At 58.0% G+C, this 22,648-nt stretch carries 16 protein-coding genes; 11 read left to right on the top strand and 5 right to left on the bottom strand.

Going from position 1 to position 22,648, the window contains the following annotated elements; translation table 11 throughout:
- Positions 1-303: 303 nt before the first annotated feature.
- From ACZRN6_RS35315 to ACZRN6_RS35305, 3 genes are all read right to left on the bottom strand, one after another.
- Positions 304-1,491, bottom strand: a complete 1,188-nt coding sequence (locus tag ACZRN6_RS35315; protein WP_322143398.1) for a DNA cytosine methyltransferase — start codon at positions 1,489-1,491, stop codon at positions 304-306.
- Positions 1,492-1,602: 111 nt separating this feature from the next.
- On the bottom strand, positions 1,603-2,163 hold the full coding sequence (locus ACZRN6_RS35310) for a hypothetical protein (RefSeq protein ID WP_464009910.1): 561 nt from the start codon (positions 2,161-2,163) through the stop codon (positions 1,603-1,605).
- 956 nt (positions 2,164-3,119) lie between these two features.
- A complete protein-coding gene (locus ACZRN6_RS35305; RefSeq protein ID WP_464009909.1) occupies positions 3,120-5,192 on the bottom strand; it encodes a TerD family protein in 2,073 nt (690 codons plus the stop codon).
- A gap of 274 nt (positions 5,193-5,466) precedes the next feature.
- On the opposite strand from ACZRN6_RS35305, the gene ACZRN6_RS35300 reads away from it, so the two are divergent.
- The 3 genes from ACZRN6_RS35300 (at position 5,467) to ACZRN6_RS35290 (ending at position 7,223) form a co-directional block, all read left to right on the top strand.
- On the top strand, positions 5,467-5,634 hold the full coding sequence (locus ACZRN6_RS35300) for a GMP synthase (glutamine-hydrolyzing) (RefSeq protein ID WP_464009908.1): 168 nt from the start codon (positions 5,467-5,469) through the stop codon (positions 5,632-5,634).
- A gap of 115 nt (positions 5,635-5,749) precedes the next feature.
- Positions 5,750-5,995 (top strand): helix-turn-helix domain-containing protein, encoded by a 246-nt coding sequence (locus tag ACZRN6_RS35295; protein ID WP_322143401.1) that lies wholly within the window; start codon positions 5,750-5,752, stop codon positions 5,993-5,995.
- Positions 5,988-7,223: a type II toxin-antitoxin system HipA family toxin gene (locus tag ACZRN6_RS35290; RefSeq protein ID WP_464009907.1), complete on the top strand. Its 1,236-nt coding sequence runs from the start codon at positions 5,988-5,990 to the stop codon at positions 7,221-7,223. The genes ACZRN6_RS35295 and ACZRN6_RS35290 overlap by 8 nt, the downstream gene beginning before the upstream one ends.
- Before the next feature lie 55 nt (positions 7,224-7,278).
- Here ACZRN6_RS35290 and treR read toward each other — a convergent pair whose 3' ends face one another.
- Positions 7,279-7,983 (bottom strand): trehalose operon repressor, encoded by a 705-nt coding sequence (gene treR / locus ACZRN6_RS35285; RefSeq protein WP_322143403.1) that lies wholly within the window; start codon positions 7,981-7,983, stop codon positions 7,279-7,281.
- Positions 7,984-8,220: 237 nt separating this feature from the next.
- Here treR and treP point away from each other — a divergent pair, with 237 nt between their 5' ends.
- The 5 genes from treP to ACZRN6_RS35260 all read left to right on the top strand — a co-directional run bounded on the left by treP (position 8,221) and on the right by ACZRN6_RS35260 (position 15,812).
- Positions 8,221-9,663, top strand: coding sequence for a PTS system trehalose-specific EIIBC component (treP, locus tag ACZRN6_RS35280; protein WP_464009906.1), 1,443 nt, complete (start codon positions 8,221-8,223; stop codon positions 9,661-9,663).
- Positions 9,664-9,779: 116 nt separating this feature from the next.
- Complete coding sequence (gene treC, locus ACZRN6_RS35275; RefSeq protein WP_464009905.1) at positions 9,780-11,426, top strand: alpha,alpha-phosphotrehalase; 1,647 nt, start codon at positions 9,780-9,782, stop codon at positions 11,424-11,426.
- Positions 11,427-11,632: 206 nt separating this feature from the next.
- Positions 11,633-12,853, top strand: coding sequence for a carbohydrate porin (locus ACZRN6_RS35270; protein ID WP_464009904.1), 1,221 nt, complete (start codon positions 11,633-11,635; stop codon positions 12,851-12,853).
- 129 nt (positions 12,854-12,982) lie between these two features.
- The gene (gene ptsP, locus ACZRN6_RS35265) at positions 12,983-15,514 is read left to right on the top strand and encodes a phosphoenolpyruvate--protein phosphotransferase (protein WP_464009903.1); all 2,532 of its coding nucleotides are present in this window, start codon (positions 12,983-12,985) and stop codon (positions 15,512-15,514) included.
- A 1-nt stretch (position 15,515) separates the two neighbouring features.
- A complete protein-coding gene (locus ACZRN6_RS35260; protein ID WP_322143408.1) occupies positions 15,516-15,812 on the top strand; it encodes a PTS transporter subunit EIIB in 297 nt (98 codons plus the stop codon).
- Between the two features lie 137 nt (positions 15,813-15,949).
- Here the strand turns inward: ACZRN6_RS35260 and mltF are convergent, their stop codons facing one another.
- Positions 15,950-17,410, bottom strand: a complete 1,461-nt coding sequence (mltF, locus tag ACZRN6_RS35255) for a membrane-bound lytic murein transglycosylase MltF (RefSeq protein WP_322143409.1) — start codon at positions 17,408-17,410, stop codon at positions 15,950-15,952.
- Between the two features lie 286 nt (positions 17,411-17,696).
- Between mltF and purL the strand changes: the two genes are divergently transcribed.
- The 3 genes from purL (at position 17,697) to ACZRN6_RS35240 (ending at position 22,482) form a co-directional block, all read left to right on the top strand.
- Complete coding sequence (gene purL / locus ACZRN6_RS35250) at positions 17,697-21,593, top strand: phosphoribosylformylglycinamidine synthase (protein ID WP_464009902.1); 3,897 nt, start codon at positions 17,697-17,699, stop codon at positions 21,591-21,593.
- A 4-nt stretch (positions 21,594-21,597) separates the two neighbouring features.
- Positions 21,598-21,909: a YqfO family protein gene (locus tag ACZRN6_RS35245; protein WP_322143411.1), complete on the top strand. Its 312-nt coding sequence runs from the start codon at positions 21,598-21,600 to the stop codon at positions 21,907-21,909.
- Positions 21,910-22,227: 318 nt separating this feature from the next.
- The gene (locus ACZRN6_RS35240) at positions 22,228-22,482 is read left to right on the top strand and encodes a hypothetical protein (RefSeq protein ID WP_464009901.1); all 255 of its coding nucleotides are present in this window, start codon (positions 22,228-22,230) and stop codon (positions 22,480-22,482) included.
- The last annotated feature ends 166 nt before the right edge of the window (positions 22,483-22,648 follow it).

The following is a 22,648-nucleotide window of genomic DNA, read 5'->3' as shown; positions in this document are numbered from 1 at the left end:
CGAAGTTATGGGCGAGGTGATGCAGAAGGCCATGGCTATGCGGCATGATGCTCCAGCTTCAATTCAATGACCGTGTTGCACTCAGCTCCTGCAACCGCCATCATTCAGTAATGCGACTCTTTTTTTAATTATTTCAGCGTCATTTTCTGTAACGCCAGGAAGAGGTCCTTTGAGTTCATGGTTTTCCGTCTTCCAGAGCTCGTAGCGATCTCTGATTTCCCTAATATAGGTGATAGATAAGTCATCCATGTACTTGGTTTTGTGGCTTTCTTTGGTGCTTAAATTTAATCCATGTATGTACATTTAATCACCATTAAGCTGCTTGATTATGTTAATTGCTATAGCTCTAGCCATGAGCGGAGGAACTGCGTTGCCAATCTGATTATATTGACCTAGGTGCTTTTCCTCTAATCGCCCTTCTCTATGCAAAAGCTTTTGACTAACGACAGTCGGCTTGCCTTTAAATACATACCAGTCAGGGAAAGACTGAATTCGCGCACCTTCACGAGCAGTAAAATTTCTATTTTTGAAAGGATGCACAAAATTAGCATAAAAAGACGCTGGCACAGTATGGCACTGCCTATCAGGGTGCATTCTTCGATTGTTTTGATCATAGACCTTGTCTGAAAATTCAGTACTGTTTCTTTTTAATGGTCTCAAATGTGCTGGTACATTAGATATAGAATCTCCACAGCTCATCGATGAGAATCGTTCAACGATTCTCGAAGAATGGTTCATTGCTTTATGGTTATAAAGCTTATCAGAGCCTTCTCGCAGAAATCTTTGATATTCGTTCTGTATCCCATATGTATAGCTGGAAATTTCAGCGCCTTCTCTTGCTTCAATATCGGGCATGTCCGAAATAGCATCCCATAATGTTGGACATTTTTTAAGATGGCTGTCAAAAAGAGAGGTGTCTGCATTTGTGGTGTGTGTTGCATCTGGAAATGGATTTTTAAGTATCATTTTAGACGCAACAACAACTAATCGTTTTCTTATCTGAGGTACGCCGTAATCCGTAGCCTCAAGTATTTTATAGTTTACGTGATAACCAATGCGCTCCAGCTCTTTTTTTATAATATCAATTACTAATTCGTTACTGTCGGTGCGAGCCTTGATTATATTTGGTACGTTTTCCATAATCATGATTTTAGGGTTTAATAGACTGCCGACTCTGATGAACTCTTCAAAAAGTGAGTTCCTAGGGTCTTTTGAGTCGCCACTATTTTTATTGCATATAGAAAATCCTTGGCATGGTGGCCCACCCAGTATTATATCCGGGCTAAACTCGCTGAATGCTTCAATTATTTCTTCGTCAGATAGTAAAGAAATGTCGGATTTGATAACCCTGGCTTCAGGGTGATTAAATTTAAAAGTTTCACACGCCCAGCTATCCGTTTCTATTGCTCCAATCACCTTTGCGCCAGCTAACTCAAAACCAAGACTGAAACCACCAGCGCCTGCAAATGTATCTAACACTGAATATTGCATTTTCTTACCCAATACTTTTAAAGGTTTTATGAGAGTCGCTAAAAAATTAACTTAGAAACTAATTTATCCTGCGCAGACAGATATCTTAGTCATTGGAAATCCCCTATTTGTCTAGCCTAATGGGGATCTGGACTCTTTAGAAACTTCCCTACGGTATTCAGTTATGAATTTCACTCTGTCGCCTTTGAAAAATAGCGCAGGATTTACCCAGAATGTGGAGGGCGTGCGTGGGGCCAGAAACTGTTTGGCAAGAAGTTCCTTAAGGCCTCTCTGGAAAGTCTTTTCGCTCATGTCTACTGACCTGCCTGACAGGCCATCATTGAACCACGCTAGCTCGATGCTTTCGGCAAATCCCTGACACATAGGTGCTCGTTCGTACTCCTGTAAGACCAGTTGAAAGACCCGCGATGCCGTGCGTCCAAGGTCGAATGCCGCGGCGACACCATCGGCAAAAACTTTCACGAAAGATGCGTCGTCACGTTCATCTACGATGTAGATCGCCGCAGCCGTCTGGCGAGTTTCTCCTGGGCGCGTACTCACAATTTCTTCTGACGTGCCCGTTTTCACGTATCGCCTCTTAACTGTCACCTCTGTGGGTTCAAGCAGAGGATTAGCCAAGGGGCTGTATTCGAGCTTGCGGAGATTGATCGTTACAGACATATCAGAAGCCATTTTTGTCCTTTGGTAAGACACACACTAATCACTTAAAAGACAAAAATCAACAAATTAATGTCTTACAATGTCCTGGGTTTGTCCCGTGCTCATTGATAAAATTGCATCGTGGTCAGAATGCCGTAGGGATAGAATTTGACTGTTTCCCCTGAAGGTGAGGAATGGCAGATGTGTCACGGGCTGGAGGTAGGAGTAACGGAGTGCCATCATTACATCCACGTTATCACTTGAGAAGCCAAGAAGTGGAGTGATTGGGCGTCTGTCACTGACCATCACGTTCGGTCGCTATGGGGTGGGCGGTTATCACGCTGGCCAAGGCCTCTACGTCTATGATGTAGGCCTTGCTGTGTTCGTAGAAATCAATTGTTCGGACGAGGCATTACTGACCGAGGCTGTTTCGACGTTCAGTGCCGTCACGTCGCTCACTCGCTCGACGTCATAGATGGAAAATTCCTGTACACGCCAAAAGAGAATCCGTCCGCAGAGCTTCTGGTCAGGGTCGGGGAGACGGTCGCCGCGCTCTTCGAAAGCGTTGGCTACAAAAAGGAAGGCTTTGGAGCGCAGTCAGTGGCAGCTCAAATCTAAACCATAGGCTGGGAAAAAGTTTTAATGGTGGGCGTGGTTACCACGGCCCGAAAGTGTAGTGGCGTTGGTCTGGCTGGGCTGCTAACCGACCTCGGGTTGGGAGTAGGAACTAATTTGGTATTTTTTATGGTTCTTTTATATTTATTATTTATAAGTTGCTGTAATAGTTAGTTTTTATTTTGTAATTTATAATGGAGTGGGAACAACAGGGCACCCGGCACTGACTAGAGTGCAGCGCTAGATTCGCAGTAGCGCAGGAAGGGTTTTGGCCAATGCCAGTCAGTTATGCTGACTGGCATTTTTGTTTTTGGGTAGAACGCTCCGAAGCCAGAGTTTTCGTCTCCAATGAACGGCTAAGGCTAGCGTAGGTATTAGAGAAACTGTGATCGAATTAAATCCGTATCGAACGGTGTTATCCCCTGATCAGGCGCAAACACCGCCATTGCCTGTTGCGGTGTGGCTACTCGTTCCCCCCGTGCTCGAACATGCAAATCGAACAGGGTCTCCAAATCCGGCCTTGGTGAATGTACCAAGGCTCTCAGCATCAACGATACGCCACTGAGGTTGTTCTGGACGTTGTTCCAGCGCGCAGATGAAGTCAGCCCCAGATCAGCCCAAATCATGCGTCGTTCTTGCAAGTCCATCACGAAGGGCAGACAGATCCCTGTGTCGGATGCGATATCGATACGGTCGAATACAGAGCGCGGCTCGAATACTTCACCCGACGCTGCGTCGGAGCGAGCCATCCAGCCTGCGAAGCATTCTGGAAGATCGCAGTACGGCTGTTCGGTGAATGAGTTGATAGACGTGACGACATAGCGGATACCCTTTTCGACGAGGACATTGAGGTCAAGGTCGATGAACTCCGAAGCCCCTTCGGGCGCGTCGACGATGTCGCCACTGTGGTAGCCGCCGAAGCCCTTCAAGTTGTAGTACGCGACCGTCTGTTTGAATACGAAGTTGGCGTCGAAAAATGCTGCGGACAAGTCGATGTCAGTGCGTTCACGGCCGTTCTTCCACCACAGGAACAGGCGAATGAAACGTGTGTCAGGCATAGGTAACCGACTGCCCCGCACGAGCGTGCGTAGAGATTTCGATGAGGCACGCTGCGCCAACGGCACCCTGTATTCGCGTAATGCTGGATCGATGAAGCAGCGGCCTAGTGGCGGTAGTGACGAAAAACGCGTAACGAGAGCGCCCTCGCAGATTCTGGCTGCACGAGCCAACACGTCGGGAGTGATAGGTTCGCGTCGATCACTGATGCCATAGATTTTGGCAAATGCACCTTTAGGTGTGAAGGCTCGCAGGGGGAGGGGGCGCGACGCACGTAACTGGGCCAGCAACTGCAGCAGGACAGGTGAGGACACCTGCGTCGCAACCGTTTCGAACGCGTCGAGAACCGACTCTGGTTCCGTCGAGTGCCTCAGGGTCGCGTCCAGCCGTCGTGCGAACTCACCAGGACGGCTCTGTAGTATGGGCATAAGCGTGGAGATGTGACGCTGGGCAAGCAATGTTTCGACACGTGATCCGAATGAGTCTGGTGCTTCGTTGCGACGTGCAGCCGTTATGGCGGCTAGTGCTCGTGGGTACTTATCGGCGTAGTCGCCCGGATGCAGTACTTCGGCCAGGCGCTTCCATCGCTCAACATGTCGCATTACGTCTTCTGCAGCGTTAGGTATTTGGTCGAGATGGCGCAAAAGCAGACGGCGCATTGAGCGCTTCATCGCTTTGAAACGTGTCGAAGCTGCCGTCAGTGACACGTCTCCTCCACTTAGCGCGACCGCGAGTCGTAGTACATCAGTCGCCGTTTCGACGTTTCGCTCCAGGAATTCGTCTACCCGTGCATCACCGGCGACATGCAGGATAAGTGCGCCGCCAACCTGTGCACGGATCTCCCGGAACGGAACGGTCTCTGGTAGCAGACGGAACACATTGCTTTTGTACTTTCGGATAAACCAGACGACATCGGCAGTTTCCTCTTCGCAGAGCGAGGTGCGCGATGAAACCAGCGGCTCAAGCAGTGACTCGAATTCAGAGACGCTTCCCGGTTCGATAACGCGGGACATGAAATTGCCTTCAAGCATCGCAGGTCGATGGTGTTCAGTTGGGGATAAACGCCAACGCGTGAGGTAGTGTATGACGGCGTTAAGGTACAACTCCGCCTCTGAGGCCGCCAGAACCTGCTCTGGAAAGTCTGGATAAAATGGCCTGTGGTGTACATGAGTGCCATTTTTCCGCCGAAGGACTCCGACAATTTCGCGCATCCAGTACTTGAGTTCTGTCGCTGACAACATGCCGATTTGCTCAATCAGAGGTTCTGATAGTACGCATCGGAACGCCGCGATTTCCCGGACAGCCGACGCGACCTGAGCGCGCGTGGCACCGCCAGTGCCCGTCGGGACGTGAACTTTGCTACGGCGACGCAGGAACAGCTCCTGATTCATGCTTGATTTTCTCCCTTGGCCGCCGTCGTGGACGAGCTGCAGCATTGTTCTGCAACTGATGTAAAAACGCCTGCAAGAAGCAGGCGCGGTGTGGAGAGCGGAACCCCTAGGTCATCAGAGGTTAGAAGGAAGGTGTTCCATAGCCACGAAGGCATTCTACGAAAGGTTTTATCTGTTTGTCAGATCGCTGCGTATCTCAACGGTAACAAGCTGCTTCGTCAGAATATGAGGGGCGGTTAAGCGACCATACAAGTGGCGGTACGATTAGCCAAGTGTGCCTTACAGGTCGGTGAGTTCCCATAAAATCAGACAGGCGTTTGTGGAGTTCCAGTCGGTGAAATCGGTTGGCGTGCTGGGTGATTGCCGTCGCTTCACGTGGGGCATGGCCCTGCTTGCGGTGGAAACCATAGACGTCACGTTTTTCCGGGATGCGAATGTTTAAGCGAGAGTCGCACTTGGTCATTTAGACGGATAAAGGACTATTCAACACGATTTGCATCGTATACGGTTCATGTATGTGATTTTATCCATTTATGCATTGTATAGGATGCAAATAAGTGCGCGATTTAGGAATACTCATCAAGAATCTCCGCAAAGCCGCTGGCCTTTCACAAAGCCAGCTCGCGCAGCGCCACGGCATGAGTCGCGCAACCATTTCGGGGATTGAGAACAACACCGTACCTGAAGTAGGGATTCGCAAGGTCGCAGCCATCCTTGAAGGCTTGGGATATGAACTGACCGCCATCCCCATGCGTCGGCGCAAGACCCTCGATGAACTGAAATCAGGAAACGTCCATGACTAGTCAAAGTGACCGGCTGTATATCGGCGCTGGCGGCGTGCTTACCGGAACGCTCGGGCGACGTGAGGAAAATCGGCGAGATTCGGTCTTCTCATATAGCGAGGGAGTAGCCGACGAGAACGCCGTTTCCTTGACCATGCCGGTGCGCCTGGAAAGCTACAACTGGGAGTATGGAATCCACCCGTTGTTCGAGATGAACATCCCCGAGGGGCATCTCAAGGACGAGCTTGTGCGACGTTTCAGCAAGTCAATGCGCGGCTTTGACGACTTCGCGTTGCTGGGCGTCGTGGGGCCTCACCAACTGGGTCGCATCAGTGTTGCAAATGAAGCCGGCGGCGGCTCGTTGCCTCAGGTCAAGCTTGCGGAGCTGTTGGTCTATGACGGGGCGCAAGATCTGTTCAATGACCTTCTGAACACCTACGCAGCCTACTCGGGAGTATCGGGCGTTCAACCGAAGGTGCTGGTGCGCGACGTTGACGACAGGGCCTGCGACATTGAACGTCTCACCCATCGGGGCGCCACGCACCTGGTGAAGGCGTTCAACGAGTCAGAGTTTCCGCAACTGGCAGCCAATGAGTTTTTCTGCATGCGGGCCGCACTCCATTGTGGTCTTGAAGTACCTGAATTCCAGCTCAGCCAGCAGGGGACGCTCCTGGTGGTGAAGCGGTTCGACATCGGTGAAAGCGCCTACCTCGGATTTGAGGACATGTGCGTTCTATCGGGTTGGGGAGCCGCTAAGAAGTACGACGGCAGTTATCAGGGATGCGCGAAGCTGATCCGGTATTTTGTTACGCCAAGCCGCATAACCAGGACGCTGGAAGACTTCTTCGTGATGGTGGCGCTCTCTGCCGGCATCCAGAATGGTGACGGGCACCTGAAGAACTTCGGCCTGCTTTATGAAAACTGTGCGGAAGATGCTGACGTGTGGCTCGCCCCGGCTTACGACTTGGTGACCACCACCGTGTACAACGGCAACGACATCATGGGGCTGTTGCTCGGTGGCTCGAAAGCCTGGCCAAAGCGCAAGATGCTGGTTCAGTTCGGGCGTAGCTCATGCGGTTTGACAGAGGCTCGCTGCAACGAATTGCTAGCCAGAGTGCACCGGGGCATGAATCGCGCGATGGAGGAGCTTTCCGAGTATCGAAGCACCCACCCAGCGTTCGAAGTGGTGGGGGAAAAGATGGCCGCTGCATGGGCCGCCGGACTGGCCAGGAGTATTGTGCCGGAGTGATTTTCCCGACTGACTTCGCCGGGCTTTCAGAGGATTCGCCAAGTCGTCTCTTTGTTTACCGCCGCGCAATATCCGAAAAATAAAACTTATCCAGCGTATGCCGCGACTCGGTGTACTCGAACTGCCGTCCATCCTGCAAAAACGTCTGGTTGCTCACCACAATCACATGGCTTTGCCCATCCAGATCCAGATGCAACTGATCATCCTTGCCCCGGGGCAGCGCTTCGATGGTGCGTTGGGCATAGCTGATTTGCAGCTGTAGTGTCTGTTCGATAAACGCGTAGATCGACTGCTCGGCAATCTCCCGGTCCAGCCCCGGAATCAGGTCGGCGACGAAGTGGTTGATGTCGAGAATCACCCGTTTGCCGGCAATACGCCGTACCCGTTTGACGCGGGTGATCAGGCTGCCGGCTTCGGCCTCGATGTGTTGCAGTAGCGCACCTTCCAGCGGGAACTGGCTGAACTCCACCACTTCGGTGCTGACGTCATCGCCCAGGTCTGCATGGGTCTCGCGAAAGCTGACGATCCCGCCCAACTGGAACTCGATCGGGTTGGGCGACAGCACGAAGGTGCCCTTGCCGTGGATCTTTTGCGCAAACCCGCGCTCCTGCAATTGCTCAATCGCCCGGCGCACCGTGCCACGGCTGGCCTGGTAGGCGTCCATCAGTTCGGTTTCGGAGGGCAGGCGCGTGCCGCGTTGCAGGCGTTCGGTGGTGATGTTGGCAAGCAGATCGGTATAGATCTGGTTGTATTTGCTCATGGGGGAGGGCTCTGTGCCACGTGGGTGTTCAAGGCAGGAACCTTAGTGGCAGCGATAGGGTTTGTCCATGCAACCCATTGTAGAACTCGGAAATTTCTGACTAAAAAAACAGAAAATAAATCATTTTCAAACTCGTACAGACGAGTTATTGATTTAACTCGTACAGACGAGTACTTTTGGCCTCGGCGTGCTGCCTATGACCGCCCCCAATAAAAAAAACCAAAGTGGATACCAAGCATGAGCCACGACTATCCGAATATTGCCCACGAGATTCTCAAGAACCTCGGTGGCAGCGACAACCTTGAGCAAGCGGCCCACTGCGTGACCCGCCTGCGCCTGGCCCTCAAGGACCCGAGCCTGGCCAACAGCGGCGCGTTGAACCAGGTTGACCTGGTCAAGGGTTCGTTCTTTACCGGCGGCTTGTTCCAGATCGTGATCGGCCCCGGGGAAGTGGAAAAGGTCTACGCCGCCCTGCGTGAGCAAACGGGTCTCGCCGCGTCGACCATCGCTGATGTGAAACAGAAAAGCGCCGACAAAATAAACCCCATGCAGCGCCTGGTGCGGGTGTTTTCCGACGTGTTCATGCCGATTTTGCCGGCACTGATCATTGCCGGCTTGCTCATGGGGGTGAACAACCTGATGGGCGCCAAGGGCATGTTTATCGCGGACAAGACCCTGCTCGACGCCTACCCGAACCTGGATGGCCTGTGGAGCCTGATCAACCTGATGGCCAACACCTCGTTCGTGTTCCTGCCGGCGCTGGTGGGCTGGTCGGCCGCCAAGCGCTTTGGTGGCAGTGAAATCCTCGGCATCGTCCTCGGCCTGATGCTGGTGCACCCCGATTTGCTCAACGCCTGGAACTACGGCAAGGCAGTCGCCGGTCTCGATGGCCAGAGCCTGCCGTACTTCGATATTTTCGGCTGGTTCAAGATCGAGAAGGTCGGTTACCAGGGGCAGATCCTGCCGATCCTGCTGGCCGCTTACGTAATGAGCGTGATTGAAAAATGGCTGCGGGCGCGGGTGCCGAACGCGATTCAATTGCTGGTGGTGCCGATCACCACCATTGTCGTCACCGGTGTGCTGGCGCTGGCGATCATCGGCCCGGTGACCCGCCACCTCGGCATCCTGATCACCGAAGGCGTGGTCACTCTGTTTGACCTGGCGCCGATGGTTGGCGGGGCAATTTTCGGCCTGCTGTACGCACCGCTGGTGATCACCGGCATGCATCACATGTTTCTTGCGGTGGACCTGCAACTGATCTCCACCCAGGGCGGCACCTTTATCTGGCCGATGATCGTCATGTCCAACCTGGCCCAGGGCAGCGCGGCGCTCGGGGTGTTCTACATGAGCCGCAATGCACGGGACAAAAGCATGGCCTCCACCTCGGCGATATCTGCCTACTTCGGCATCACTGAGCCTGCGATGTTCGGGGTCAACCTGCGCTTCAAGTTTCCGTTCTACGCCGCCCTGACCGGCTCGGCGCTGGGCAGCATTTTCCTCTCGCTGAACAAGGTCCAGGCCTCGGCCATCGGCGTCGGTGGCTTGCCCGGATTCATCTCGATCATCCCGCAGTACATCCCAAGCTTTGTCATCGGCATGGTCGTCGCGATTGTCGTGCCGTTTGTTTTGACCTGTGCACTGAGCATGAAGATTGTCCGGCCTGGATACAGGGTCGCCTGATCTGGCGCTATCGCAGGCAAGCCAGCTCCTACCTTTGACTGCGCTCCCCTGTAGGAGCCGGCTTGCCGGCGATAAGGCCCTCAAGGCCAGCACACAACTTATTGAAGGAACCCACCATGCAAAACTGGCAACACTCGGTGATCTACCAGATCTACCCCAAAAGCTTCCACAGCCACGCGGGTAACGCCACCGGTGACCTGCTGGGCATCGTGGACAAGCTCGATTACCTGAAATGGCTGGGCGTCGACTGCCTGTGGATCACCCCGTTCCTGCGTTCGCCCCAGCGCGACAATGGCTACGACATCAGCGACTACTACGCCATCGACCCCAGCTACGGGACCATGGCCGATTGCGACCTGCTGATCAGCGAAGCCGCCAAGCGCGGGATCACGCTGATGCTCGACATCGTAGTCAACCACACCTCCATCGAACACGAGTGGTTCCAGCAGGCGCGCAGCAGCCTCGACAACCCGTATCGCGACTTCTATATCTGGCGCGACCAGCCGAACAACTGGGAATCCAAGTTCGGCGGTTCAGCCTGGGAGTACGAGGCGCAAACCGGCCAGTACTTCCTGCACCTGTTCGACCACACCCAGGCCGACCTGAATTGGGACAACCCCAAGGTGCGCGCCGAAGTGTTCAAGCTGATGTGCTTCTGGCGTGACAAGGGCGTGGGCGGTTTCCGCCTGGACGTGATCAATCTGATCTCCAAACCGGCGGATTTCCCGGAAGACCACAGCGACGGTCGGCGCTTCTACACCGACGGCCCGAACGTGCACCAATACCTGCAGCAAATGCACCGCGAAGTATTCGAGGGGCACGACCTGATCAACGTCGGCGAGATGTCGTCCACCAGCCTTGAGCACTGCATTCGATATTCAAACCCAGCGTCCAAAGAACTGTCGATGACCTTCAACTTTCACCACCTGAAAGTCGATTATCCGAACCTGCAAAAGTGGGTCGCGGCCGACTTCGACTTCCTGCAACTCAAGCAGATTTTGTCGGATTGGCAACTGGGCATGCAGGCCGGTGGCGGCTGGAATGCGCTGTTCTGGTGTAACCACGACCAGCCACGGGTGGTCTCGCGTTTTGGGGATGACGGCGAGCACCGCGTGGTCTCGGCGAAGATGCTCGCCACCGCATTGCACTTCCTCCAGGGCACGCCGTTTGTGTACCAGGGCGAAGAGCTGGGCATGACCAATCCGGGCTTCGACACGATCGACCAGTACCGTGATGTGGAGACCCTGAACATCTATCGGCTCAAGCGCGAGGCCGGTGAGTCCGAGGCGTCGAGCATGGCAGCGATCATGCAAAAATCCCGCGACAACGGCCGCACGCCGATGCAATGGAATGCCGAAAAAAACGCCGGTTTCAGCAGCGGCAAACCGTGGATCGGCCTCCCGGCCAACGCCGCTCAAGTCAACGTGCAAAGCCAGCTGGATGACCCGCACTCAGTGCTGCATCACTACCGTGCACTGATCGAACTGCGTCGGCACGAGCCGCTGATTCAGGAAGGCGTTTACCGCCAACTGCTGGCGCAGCACACCCAGGTCTGGGCGTACCTGCGCGAAGGGCACGGCGAGCGTCTGCTGGTGCTGAACAACTTCTATGGCACGCCGTGCGAAATCGAATTGCCCGATGGCCTGCTGACCGAGGCGCGCGAGCAACGCCTGCTGATCAGCAACTACAACGACTGCCCACAGCGCTCGAACCAGGTCTCGCTGCGCCCGTATGAGTCGTTTGTGCTGCACCTCAAGGACTGAGACGCCAAACCCAGGCCGTAGCAACTGTCGAGCACCAGCGAGGCTGCGTCGGGCGCGACTGGATGTCTGCGCCTGGCGTGATTGCGGCGGTGCGGCCAACGCAGCCTCGCTGGTGCTCGACAGCTGCTACGGGATGTGGCGCGTTAAACCCTGCGTGGGAGCGCAGGGCGCTTTAAAAAAACATAATAAAAATAGTGGAGTGCTTCATGAAAACAACAATAAAGCTGGGCCTCGTTGCATCTTGCCTGACCTTGCCGATGGCAGCGCAGGCGCTGGAATTTGCCGGCTATTTGCGCAGCGGCGCGGGGACTTCAACCGGCAGTGGCAAGCAGCAGTGCTTCCAGTTGCCGGGGGCACAATCGAAATACCGTCTGGGCAACGAATGCGAGCAGTACGCCGAACTCGAACTTCGCCAGGACCTGCTGACCCTCGATGACGGCTCGGTGTTCAGCGTCGACGCCATGGCCTCGTTGTACAACAAGTACGACCGGGCGCTGAAGTTCCAGGGTGAAGACAACGGCTCGGCCCGCATGCCGCAGATGTATGCGCAGTGGTCGAACATCCCCAGCCTCAACGGCGGTTCGCTGTGGGCCGGCCGGCGTTACTACAAACGAAACGACATCCACATCTCCGACTTCTACTACTGGAACCAGAGCGCCACGGGCGGTGGGATCGAGGACGTGAAAATCGGCGACCTGAAATACAGCTACGCGCTGTCCCGCAAGGACAACCTGTACCAGAAGGAATACGCCACCCGTCACGATTTCAACGTTGGTGGCTTCAAGACCAACACCGATGGCGAGCTGGAACTAGGCCTGAGCTACATCGAAAAAGCCGGCGGCCGTGACACCAACAGCGGCTGGGCGATTACCGCCCAGCACGTGCAAAAACCCTTCCTCGGTGGGCGCAACAAGTTCGCCTTGCAGTACGGCGAAGGCCCCGGCACCGGCCTTGGCTACACCGGCGACACGTTCCTTGATAAAAGCAGCAAGAGCTACCGCGCGGTGGAGTTTTTTGACTGGCAGGTGACCCCGCGATTTGGCGGGCAGATCGAGGCCGTGTACCAGAAAGACATTCGCCCCGGCAGCCAGGACCAGACCTGGATGTCGGTGGGCGTACGCCCGGCCTATGCCATCTCCGAGCAATTCAAGCTGGTCACCGAACTTGGCCATGATCAGGTCGAAGCCACGGGTGGCACGCGCAAGTTGAGCAAATTTACCTTCGCCCCGACCTGGTCGCCCAAAGGCCCGGATTTTTGGGCGCGGCCTGAGGTGCGGTTGTATTACACCTACGCGACCTGGAACGAAGCGGCCAAGCGGGCGGCCAATGAACTGGCGGCAGGTTCGGCGTTGTCCGACACCGGCAGCTACGGCACGGCGTTGCATGGTTCCAACGTTGGTGTGCAAGTCGAATATTGGTGGAAATAACACAATCCCTGTAGGAGCCCGGCTTGCCGGCGATGGCGTCCTTGAAATCATCGCATTATCGACCGACCTCATCGCCGGCAAGCCGGCTCCTACAGGTGTTTTTTACAGAACAAAACAGCAGGTGAAGTCATGACCACAACCCAACCCCTGGAATTGCTGGCGCCGTTGTCCGGGGTGCTACTTGCCCTGGACCAGGTGCCTGACCCGGTGTTCTCCAGCCGCCTGGTCGGCGATGGCCTGTGCATCGATCCGACCTCGCAGACCCTGTGCGCGCCCCTGGCCGGGGTAATCAGCAATATCCAGGACAGTGGTCATGCGGTGAGTGTCACCGACGACAACGGCGTGCAGGTGCTGATGCACATCGGCCTGGATACCGTGAATCTCGCGGGCAAGGGTTTCACCCGATTGGTCGAGGCAGGCCAGCGGGTGGAAGCCGGGCAACCGCTGATTGAATTCGATGCCGACTACGTGGCGCTCAACGCCCGTAGTCTGCTGACCCTGATGCTCGTAGTCAGTGGCGAGCCCTTCAAACTGCTGATCCCTGAGCAGGGGCTGGTGGACGTGGGGCAACCGCTGCTGCGGGTAACGCGGCAAACCACTGCCGATGAGGTGAAAGAGGAGGAGGGCCAGGCCCTGTTCTCCAAACCGCTGACGCTGCCCAACGCCAACGGCCTGCACGCGCGCCCGGCGGCCGTGCTCGCCCAGGCGGCCAAAGGTTTCACATCGAGCATTTACCTGCACAGGCAAACCGAGAGCGCCAACGCCAAGTCGCTGGTGCGGATCATGGCGTTGCAGACGGTGCAGGGCGACACCCTGCAAATCAGCGCGGCAGGTGACGATGCCGAAGCGGCGATCCAGGCATTGGTGACCTTGCTGCTGGATGGCTGCGGGGAAGCGGTGTCGGCTCATCAGCCGGCCGCCGAGCCTGTGGCGCCCGACTCAACGGCGACCTTGTTGCGTGGTGTTTGCGCGTCGCCAGGTTCGGCGTTTGGTCAGGTGGTGCAGGTTACAGAACCGGCACTGACCTTCGCCGAGACCGGCAACGGTGAGGCGCTGGAACGTGCCGTCCTGATGCGCGCCCTGAGTGACGCGAACCTGGCCCTGCAAGCCCTGCAGGAAAAAGTCGTCGGCAGCGCCCAGGCCGAGATTTTCCGTGCTCACCAGGAACTGCTCGACGACCCGGCCTTGCTGGAGCAAACCCGCGACCTGCTGGACCAGGGCAAAAGCGCAGCCTTCGCCTGGAGCAGCGCTACCGAGTCCACCGCCACGCTCTTTCAGGGCTTGGGCAATGCCTTGCTGGCCGAGCGTGCTGCGGACCTGGCCGACGTTGGCCAGCGGGTGCTGAGGCTGATTCTCGGGCTTGAGGACAGCGCCTGGAATTTGCCGGAGCAGGCGATTTTGATTGCTGAACAGCTGACGCCTTCGCAAACCGCCAGCCTCGACACCCGCAAGGTATTGGGCTTCGTCACGGTTGGCGGCGGCGCCACCAGCCACGTCGCAATCCTTGCCCGCGCCCTTGGTTTGCCGGCAATTTGCGGTGTGCCAGCGCAGGTGCTGGAACTGGTCAACGGCAAGCAAGTGCTGCTGGATGCCGACAAGGGCGAGCTGCACCTGAACCCCAACTTGGCCGAGATCGAACAACTGCAAGCCACCCGCCAACAACAAGTGCTGCGCCGTCAGCGGGAAGTGGGGCAAGCCTCGTTGCCGGCCACCACCCGCGACGGTCATCACGTCGAAGTGACGGCCAACGTCGCGTCGTTGCAGGAGGTGGAGCAAGCGCTGTCCCTGGGGGGCGAAGGCGTGGGTTTGCTGCGCTCCGAATTCCTCTACCTGGACCGCAATCGCGCGCCGAGTCCCGAAGAGCAGGCGGGCACCTACAGCGCGATCGCCCGCGCGTTGGGACCCGACCGCAACCTGGTGGTGCGTACGCTCGACGTCGGGGGAGACAAGCCGTTGGCCTACGTGCCGATGGACAGCGAGACCAACCCGTTCCTCGGCCTGCGCGGGATTCGCCTGTGCCTGGAGCGTCCGGAACTGCTGCGCGAACAATTTCGCGCGATCCTCGCCAGTGCCGGTTTCGCCCGTTTGCACATCATGTTGCCGATGGTCAGCCTGCTCTCGGAACTGCGCCTGGCGCGGCAGATGCTTGAAGAGGAAGCGCTGGCCCTGGGGCTGACGCAAGTGCCGAAACTGGGAATCATGATCGAAGTGCCATCGGCGGCGCTGATGGCCGACCTGTTTGCGCCGCATGTGGATTTCTTCTCGATCGGCACCAACGACCTGACCCAATACACCCTGGCCATGGACCGCGACCATCCGCGTCTTGCCAGCCAGGCCGACAGCTTTCACCCAGCGGTGTTGCGCCTGATCGCCACCACCGTCAAGGCGGCCCATGCCCATGGCAAGTGGGTGGGCGTGTGCGGCGCGCTGGCGTCTGAAGCGCTGGCGGTGCCGGTGTTGATTGGGCTGGGCGTGGATGAGTTGTCGGTCAGCGTGCCGTTGATTCCGACCATCAAGGCCACCGTGCGCGAGCTGGACCTGGCGAGCTGCCAATCCATCGCCCGCCAGGTGTTGGGCCTGGAAGAAGCGTCACAGGTGCGCGAGACGTTGCGCGAGTATCACGCGGCTACCGTTGAAACCTCATTGGTTGTGGAGAACTGACATGTTCGAGAAATTTCAGCGGGCGTTCTGGAAGGCCCTGACGCCGGATCTGGTGCTTGAAACGCCGCAGGCGGCTCCAGCAAGCGAAACACAGTTGGCACCGGCCGTGCTGAATGCGCTAGGCGGGGCGGATAATTTGAAGTCGCAGCAGCGGGTGGCACTGACCCGGGTGCGGGTGCAACTGCAGGACGCGGGGCGGTTGGATGCGCAGGCGCTTAAGGCGGCGGGCGTGCCGGGCGTGATGGTGTTGGCGGGTGGGGTGGTGCACCTGCTTACCGGCCTGAACACCGCTCTATAAATCAAAGGAGATCAAATGTGGGAGCCGGGCTTGCCCGCGATGGCGGTGTGTCAGCGATACATAGGCTGGCTGACACCCCGCCATCGCGGGCAAGCCCGGCTCCCACAGTATTTTGTGGTGTCTAGAGAATCGAGGGATTAGAGCTGCGGGGTTTCTTCCGTCGGCTTGGTCTTGTCCACACCCGGCACATGCAGGTTACCTTCCACCACCTGGTTGCCTTCCAGCTGCGGCTGCGTCACCCACGTCAGAATGTCGTAGTAGCGCCGGATGTTCGCCACAAAGTGCACCGGCTCACCGCCCCGTGCATAGCCATAACGCGTCTTGCTGTACCACTGCTTCTGCGCCAGGCGCGGCAGCATCTTTTTCACGTCCAGCCACTTGTTCGGGCTCAGGCCTTCTTTCTCGGCCAGCTTGCGCGCGTCATCCAGGTGGCCGGTGCCGACGTTGTACGCTGCCAGGGCAAACCAGGTGCGGTCCGGCTCGGCAATCTTGTCGTCCAGCTCATCCTTGATCTTGGCCAGGTACTTGGCGCCGCCCATGATGCTCTGCTTGGCGTCCAGGCGGTTGGACACGCCCATGGCCTGCGCGGTGTTCTGGGTCAGCATCATCAGGCCGCGTACGCCGGTCTTGGAGGTGACTGCCGGTTGCCAGAGTGATTCCTGATAACCGATGGCCGCCAACAATCGCCAGTCGACCTTTTCTTCCTTGGCGTAGGCGCGAAAGTGTTTCTCGTATTTGGGCAGGCGCTGCTGCAGATGCTGGGCAAAGGTGTAGGCGCCGACATAACCCAGTACATCGACGTGCCCGTAATAGCGGTCTTTCAGGCGTTGCAGGGTGCCGTTCTTTTCAACCTTGTCGAGGTAGTTGTTGACCTCGTTGAGCAGGCTGTTGTCATCACCCGCCGCCACGGCCCACGCCTGGTTGCTGGCGTCGCCGAGGTCAAAGGCCACCCGTACGTTGGGGAAGTACACCTGGTTCATCGCCACTTCGTTGGAGTCCACCAGGGTCAGGTCGATCTGGCCTTCGTCCACCATGCGCAGCAGGTCGACCACCTCAACGGCGTCGGACTCTTCGTATTCAATCCCGGGAAATTGCTTTTTCAGCGCCGCCAGTTGCTCGGCGTGGGTGCTGCCCTTGAGCACCATGATCTTCTTGCCCACCAGGTCTGCCGCGGTGGTCGGGCGCGATTGGCCGTTGCGATAGATGATCTGCGGGGTGACTTCCAGGTATGGATGGGAGAAGCGCACCTCTTGGCGACGCTGCTCGCTGCTGACCAGACCCGCGGCGGCCAGTACCGGGCCGTTGGGTTTGCCGATCTGCGAGAACAGGTCGTCGAGGTTGTCGGCGGTCTGGATCTCCAGCTTTACACCCAGGTCGTCGGCAAACCGCTTGACCAGTTCGTATTCGAAACCGGTTTCGCCGTTACGGTCCTGGAAATACGTGGCCGGGCTGTTTCGGGTGACCACCCGCAATACGCCATCCTCCTTGATTCGCTCCAGCGTGTTGGGTTTATCCACACAGGCGCTGAGCAGCAGGAAGAGTCCGGTAACGAAGAGCCATTTGGCGCATCGCGGGCGTAAAGCAGTAGGGGAGAACATCTGCGCAGTATACGCAAAGGACCCGCAGCGCCATATCTCGACAGCGGGGCACTTGTCTGCTAGCGCCCGTAAACCTAGGCTCCAGGCCGCAGAAACGGGGGTTGGCAGCCGATTGTGACGGTTAAAATAACTGCCAGGAATGGCCTATATGGCTCTCTGATATCATGCGATTTATGCCAACTGACGTCCGGCAGCGGCCACGGGTGCCGTTTCGGGTGCCGTTGGCGACGGTTTACGCTAGAATGCACGGCCTCAAAGCACACCCCTTCCCGAGGCTGTCCCGAAGATGTTGATCCTGCGCGGCGCTCCTGCCCTTTCTGCCTTTCGCCACAGCAAACTCCTTGAGCAACTGAGCCAGAAGGTACCTTCTGTCAGTGGCTTGTATGCTGAATTTGCTCACTTCGCCGACGTTACCGGCGTTTTGACCGCCGACGAACAGCAAGTGCTGGCGCGCCTTCTGAAGTACGGTCCCAGCGTTCCCGTTCAAGAGCCCACCGGCCGCTTGTTCCTGGTCCTGCCACGGTTCGGCACCATCTCGCCCTGGTCGAGCAAGGCCAGCGACATCGCCCGCAACTGCGGCCTGGAAAAAATCCAGCGCCTGGAACGCGGGATCGCCTTCTATGTAGCCGGCCAGTTCAGCGACGCCGAGGCCGAGCTGATCGCCAGCAGCCTGCACGACCGCATGACCCAGATCATCGTCGGCCAGCTGGAACAGGCCGCCGGTCTGTTCAGCCACGCCGAGCCGAAGCCGCTGACCGCGATTGACGTGCTCGGTGGCGGCCGCGCCGCGCTGGAAAAAGCCAACACCGAGCTGGGCCTGGCCCTCGCGGAAGATGAAATCGACTACCTGGTCAACGCCTTCATCGGCTTGAAGCGCAACCCGCACGACATCGAACTGATGATGTTTGCCCAGGCGAACTCCGAGCACTGCCGTCACAAGATCTTCAACGCCAGTTGGGACATCGACGGCCAGAGCCAGGAAAAAAGCCTGTTCGGCATGATCAAGAACACCTACGTGATGCACAGCGAAGGCGTTCTGTCGGCTTATAAAGACAATGCCTCGGTCATCGTCGGCTCTGTCGCCGGCCGTTTCTTCCCGGACCCTGAAACCCGCCAGTACGGTGCGGTGCAGGAGCCGGTGCACATCCTGATGAAAGTCGAGACCCACAACCACCCGACCGCGATTGCCCCGTTCCCGGGCGCAGCCACCGGTTCGGGCGGCGAGATTCGCGACGAAGGTGCAACCGGGCGCGGCGCCAAGCCAAAGGCTGGCCTCACCGGCTTCACCGTGTCCAACCTGCAGATCCCGGGCTTCGAACAGCCGTGGGAAGTGCCGTACGGCAAGCCTGAGCGCATCGTCACCGCGCTGGACATCATGATCGAAGGCCCGCTGGGCGGCGCCGCGTTCAACAACGAATTCGGGCGTCCGGCCCTGACCGGTTACTTCCGTACTTTCGAACAATCCATCACCACCCCGCGTGGCGATGAAGTGCGCGGTTACCACAAGCCGATCATGTTGGCCGGCGGCATGGGCAACATCCGCGCCGAACACGTACAGAAAGCCGAAATTCTGGTGGGCTCCAAGCTGATCGTCCTCGGCGGCCCGGCGATGTTGATCGGCCTGGGCGGCGGCGCAGCTTCCTCCATGGCCACCGGCACCAGCTCGGCCGACCTGGACTTCGCTTCCGTGCAGCGTGAAAACCCTGAAATGGAACGCCGTTGCCAGGAAGTCATCGACCGTTGCTGGCAGTTGGGTGACAAGAACCCGATCAGCTTCATCCACGACGTCGGCGCCGGTGGTTTGTCCAACGCCTTCCCGGAACTGGTCAACGATGGCGAGCGTGGCGGCCGTTTCGAACTGCGCAACATTCCAAACGACGAGCCGGGCATGGCCCCGCACGAAATCTGGAGCAACGAATCCCAGGAGCGCTACGTTCTGGCCGTCGGCCCTGCCGACTTCGAACGCTTCCAGGCGATCTGCGAGCGCGAGCGCTGCCCGTTTGCCGTAGTCGGCGAAGCCACGGCCGAGCCGCAACTGACCGTTACCGACAGCCACTTCGGCAACAGCCCGGTAGACATGCCGCTGGAAGTGCTGCTGGGCAAAGCCCCGCGCATGCACCGCTCGGCCGTGCGTGAAAGCGAACTGGGCGATGATTTCGATCCGTCGACCCTGGCCATTGCCGACTGCGTGGAGCGCGTACTGCACCACCCGGCGGTTGCCAGCAAAAGCTTCCTGATCACCATCGGCGACCGCACCATTACCGGTCTGGTTGCCCGTGATCAAATGGTCGGCCCGTGGCAGGTTCCGGTGGCTGACGTTGCTGTCACCGCCACCAGCTTCGACGTGTACACCGGTGAAGCCATGGCCATGGGCGAGCGCACTCCGCTGGCCCTGCTGGACGCCCCGGCGTCTGGCCGCATGGCCATCGGCGAAACCCTGACCAACATCGCGGCTTCACGTATCGCCAAGATCTCCGACATCAAGCTGTCGGCCAACTGGATGTCGGCTGCCGGCCACCCGGGTGAAGATGCGCGCCTGTACGACACCGTCAAAGCGGTCGGTATGGAGCTGTGCCCTGAGCTGGGCATCACCATTCCGGTGGGCAAGGACTCGATGTCCATGGCCACGCGCTGGAACGATGAAGGCGTGGACAAGAGCGTCACCTCGCCGCTCTCGCTGATCGTCACCGGCTTTGCGCCCGTCACCGACATCCGCCAGACCCTGACCCCGCAACTGCGCATGGACAAGGGCACCACCGACCTGATCCTGATCGACCTCGGTCGCGGCCAGAACCGCATGGGTGCCTCGATCCTCGCGCAGGTGCACGGCAAGCTCGGCAAACAGGCCCCGGACGTCGATGACGCCGAAGACCTGAAGGCCTTCTTCGCGGTGATCCAGGGCCTGAACGCCGACGGTCACCTGCTGGCGTATCACGACCGTTCCGATGGTGGTCTGCTGACCAGCGCCGTGGAAATGGCCTTCGCCGGTCACTGCGGCCTGAGCCTGAACCTCGATGGCCTGGCAGAAACTTCTGCCGACATCGCTGCAATCCTGTTCAACGAAGAGCTGGGCGCCGTGATCCAGGTTCGCCAGGACGCAACGCCAGACGTACTCGCACAGTTCAGCGCCGCTGGCCTGGGCGACTGCGTGGCGGTGGTTGGCCAGCCGATCAACAACGGTGAAATCAACATCGTCTTCAACGGCGAAACCGTGTTTGAAGGCCAGCGCCGCCTGCTGCAACGCCAGTGGGCCGAGACCAGCTACCAGATCCAGCGCCTGCGGGACAACGTCGACTGCGCCGAGCAGGAATTCGAGGTGATCCTGGAAGAAGACAACCCGGGCCTGAGCACCAAACTCAGCTTCGACGTCAACCAGGACATCGCCGCGCCTTACATCAAGAAAGGCATCCGCCCACAAGTGGCCGTACTGCGTGAGCAGGGCGTCAACGGCCAGGTGGAAATGGCGGCTGCGTTCGACCGTGCCGGCTTCAATGCGATCGACGTGCACATGAGCGACATCCTCGCCGGTCGCGTCGACCTCAACGAGTTCAAAGGCCTCGTAGCCTGCGGTGGTTTCTCCTACGGTGACGTGTTGGGTGCCGGTGAAGGCTGGGCCAAATCGGCCCTGTTCAACAGCCGTGCCCGTGATGCGTTCCAGGGTTTCTTCGAACGTAACGACAGCTTCACCCTGGGTGTGTGCAACGGTTGCCAGATGATGTCCAACCTCAGCGAACTGATCCCGGGCAGTGAGTTCTGGCCGCACTTTGTGCGTAACCGTTCCGAGCAGTTCGAAGCGCGTGTTGCGATGGTTCAGGTGCAGGAGTCCAACTCGATCTTCCTGCAGGGCATGGCCGGTTCGCGCATGCCAATCGCCATCGCCCACGGTGAGGGCCATGCGGAATTTTCCAGCGAAGAAGCGTTGCTGGAAGCCGACCTGTCGGGTTGCGTGGCGATGCGTTTCGTCGACAACCACGGCAAGGTCACCGAAGGCTACCCGGCCAACCCGAACGGCTCGCCGCGCGGGATCACCGGGCTGACCAGCCGCGACGGTCGCGTGACCATCATGATGCCGCACCCGGAGCGTGTATTCCGCGCCGTGCAAAACTCGTGGCGCCCGGAAGAGTGGAACGAAGACGGCGCGTGGATGCGCATGTTCCGTAACGCTCGCGTCTGGGTGAACTAAGTCGGTGTACAAGTTCAGCTTCTTTGTGCCCGACAGCCATGTGGAGACGGTGAAAACCGCCGTCTTCGCAGCCGGCGGCGGGCGCATCGGCAACTACGACAGCTGCGCCTGGCAGGTGCTGGGCCAGGGCCAATTTCGCGCGATGGACGGCAGCCAGCCGTTTATCGGACAGGTGGGGCAGGTTGAAGTGGTTGAAGAATGGAAGGTTGAGCTGGTGGTGGCGGATGAGTTGATTGTGGCCGTCGTGGCTGCGTTGAAACTGAGCCATCCGTATGAGACACCGGCGTATGAGGTGTGGCAGTTGGCGGATTTTTGATTCGCTGGTTGTGAAAACAAGAAACCCGCTGGGCCTGGAGGGTCAGCGGGTTTTTTGTTGGCTGTGAGGGCCTCATCGCGGGCAAGCCCGGCTCCCACATTTGACCGCGTTGCCATGGCTGGTGGCGATCAAATGTGGGGGCTGGCTTGTCGGGTCGCCGCACCGCTGCGATAGCGCCGGTCGAGCGACTCGGATTTTTCTGACAAGCCTTTCAGGTTGTCGCTCGGAACCTAACCTTCGCCAGTCGCTGCCAATTCAGTGACCGGGACTGCAAGCCCGCCGAAATTATGTTTGGCGCTCATAATCGTGGCGCTTTTCATGGCCATCGTTTTTCTGGTGGCTGTGCGCGGGAGACCTTTGGGTCTGCCGGGATGCTCCTTCCTCGGTCTTGCAGACCCGCGCACAGTTGCCACCCATCATCTGCAAGTGATGCTGGCAGCGCCTATTTTGAAGGAGCTTTACCATGATCAAAGACAGTCCAAATCCACCACTCGATTCAGCCTCGCTTCACGCCGCCGCCTGGATCGGACGCTGGACTTGTATGAGTTGCCTGAACAGGCGGACCCGGCTTAGAAACATCTCTTCCCTACAGGCAGTAATAAACCCTGTGGTGAGCGGGCTTGCCCCGCGCTGGGCTGCGCAGCGGCCCTAAAACCTGCCACAGGGTTCTATCTGGAAAAATGCGGGGTTCTTATTGGGGCTGCTGCGCAGCCCAGCGCGGGGCAAGCCCGCTCACCAC

This window comes from Pseudomonas sp. A125 (genome assembly GCF_055409485.1).
The sequence above is the reverse complement of the archived record's forward strand: the minus strand, read 5'-3'. Positions and strand labels throughout refer to the sequence as shown.

What these genes read in the sequence shown, in the direction of transcription:
- ACZRN6_RS35315 (WP_322143398.1), bottom strand. Translation starts at nt 1,491, where the DNA reads ATGCAATATTCAGTGTTAGATACATTTGCAGGCGCTGGTGGTTTCAGT.
- ACZRN6_RS35310 (WP_464009910.1), bottom strand. Translation starts at nt 2,163, where the DNA reads ATGGCTTCTGATATGTCTGTAACGATCAATCTCCGCAAGCTCGAATAC.
- ACZRN6_RS35305 (WP_464009909.1), bottom strand. Translation starts at nt 5,192, where the DNA reads ATGAATCAGGAGCTGTTCCTGCGTCGCCGTAGCAAAGTTCACGTCCCG.
- ACZRN6_RS35290 (WP_464009907.1), top strand. Translation starts at nt 5,988, where the DNA reads ATGACTAGTCAAAGTGACCGGCTGTATATCGGCGCTGGCGGCGTGCTT.
- treR (WP_322143403.1), bottom strand. Translation starts at nt 7,983, where the DNA reads ATGAGCAAATACAACCAGATCTATACCGATCTGCTTGCCAACATCACC.
- treP (WP_464009906.1), top strand. Translation starts at nt 8,221, where the DNA reads ATGAGCCACGACTATCCGAATATTGCCCACGAGATTCTCAAGAACCTC.
- treC (WP_464009905.1), top strand. Translation starts at nt 9,780, where the DNA reads ATGCAAAACTGGCAACACTCGGTGATCTACCAGATCTACCCCAAAAGC.
- ACZRN6_RS35270 (WP_464009904.1), top strand. Translation starts at nt 11,633, where the DNA reads ATGAAAACAACAATAAAGCTGGGCCTCGTTGCATCTTGCCTGACCTTG.
- ptsP (WP_464009903.1), top strand. Translation starts at nt 12,983, where the DNA reads ATGACCACAACCCAACCCCTGGAATTGCTGGCGCCGTTGTCCGGGGTG.
- ACZRN6_RS35260 (WP_322143408.1), top strand. Translation starts at nt 15,516, where the DNA reads ATGTTCGAGAAATTTCAGCGGGCGTTCTGGAAGGCCCTGACGCCGGAT.
- mltF (WP_322143409.1), bottom strand. Translation starts at nt 17,410, where the DNA reads ATGTTCTCCCCTACTGCTTTACGCCCGCGATGCGCCAAATGGCTCTTC.
- purL (WP_464009902.1), top strand. Translation starts at nt 17,697, where the DNA reads ATGTTGATCCTGCGCGGCGCTCCTGCCCTTTCTGCCTTTCGCCACAGC.
- ACZRN6_RS35240 (WP_464009901.1), top strand. Translation starts at nt 22,228, where the DNA reads ATGGCCATCGTTTTTCTGGTGGCTGTGCGCGGGAGACCTTTGGGTCTG.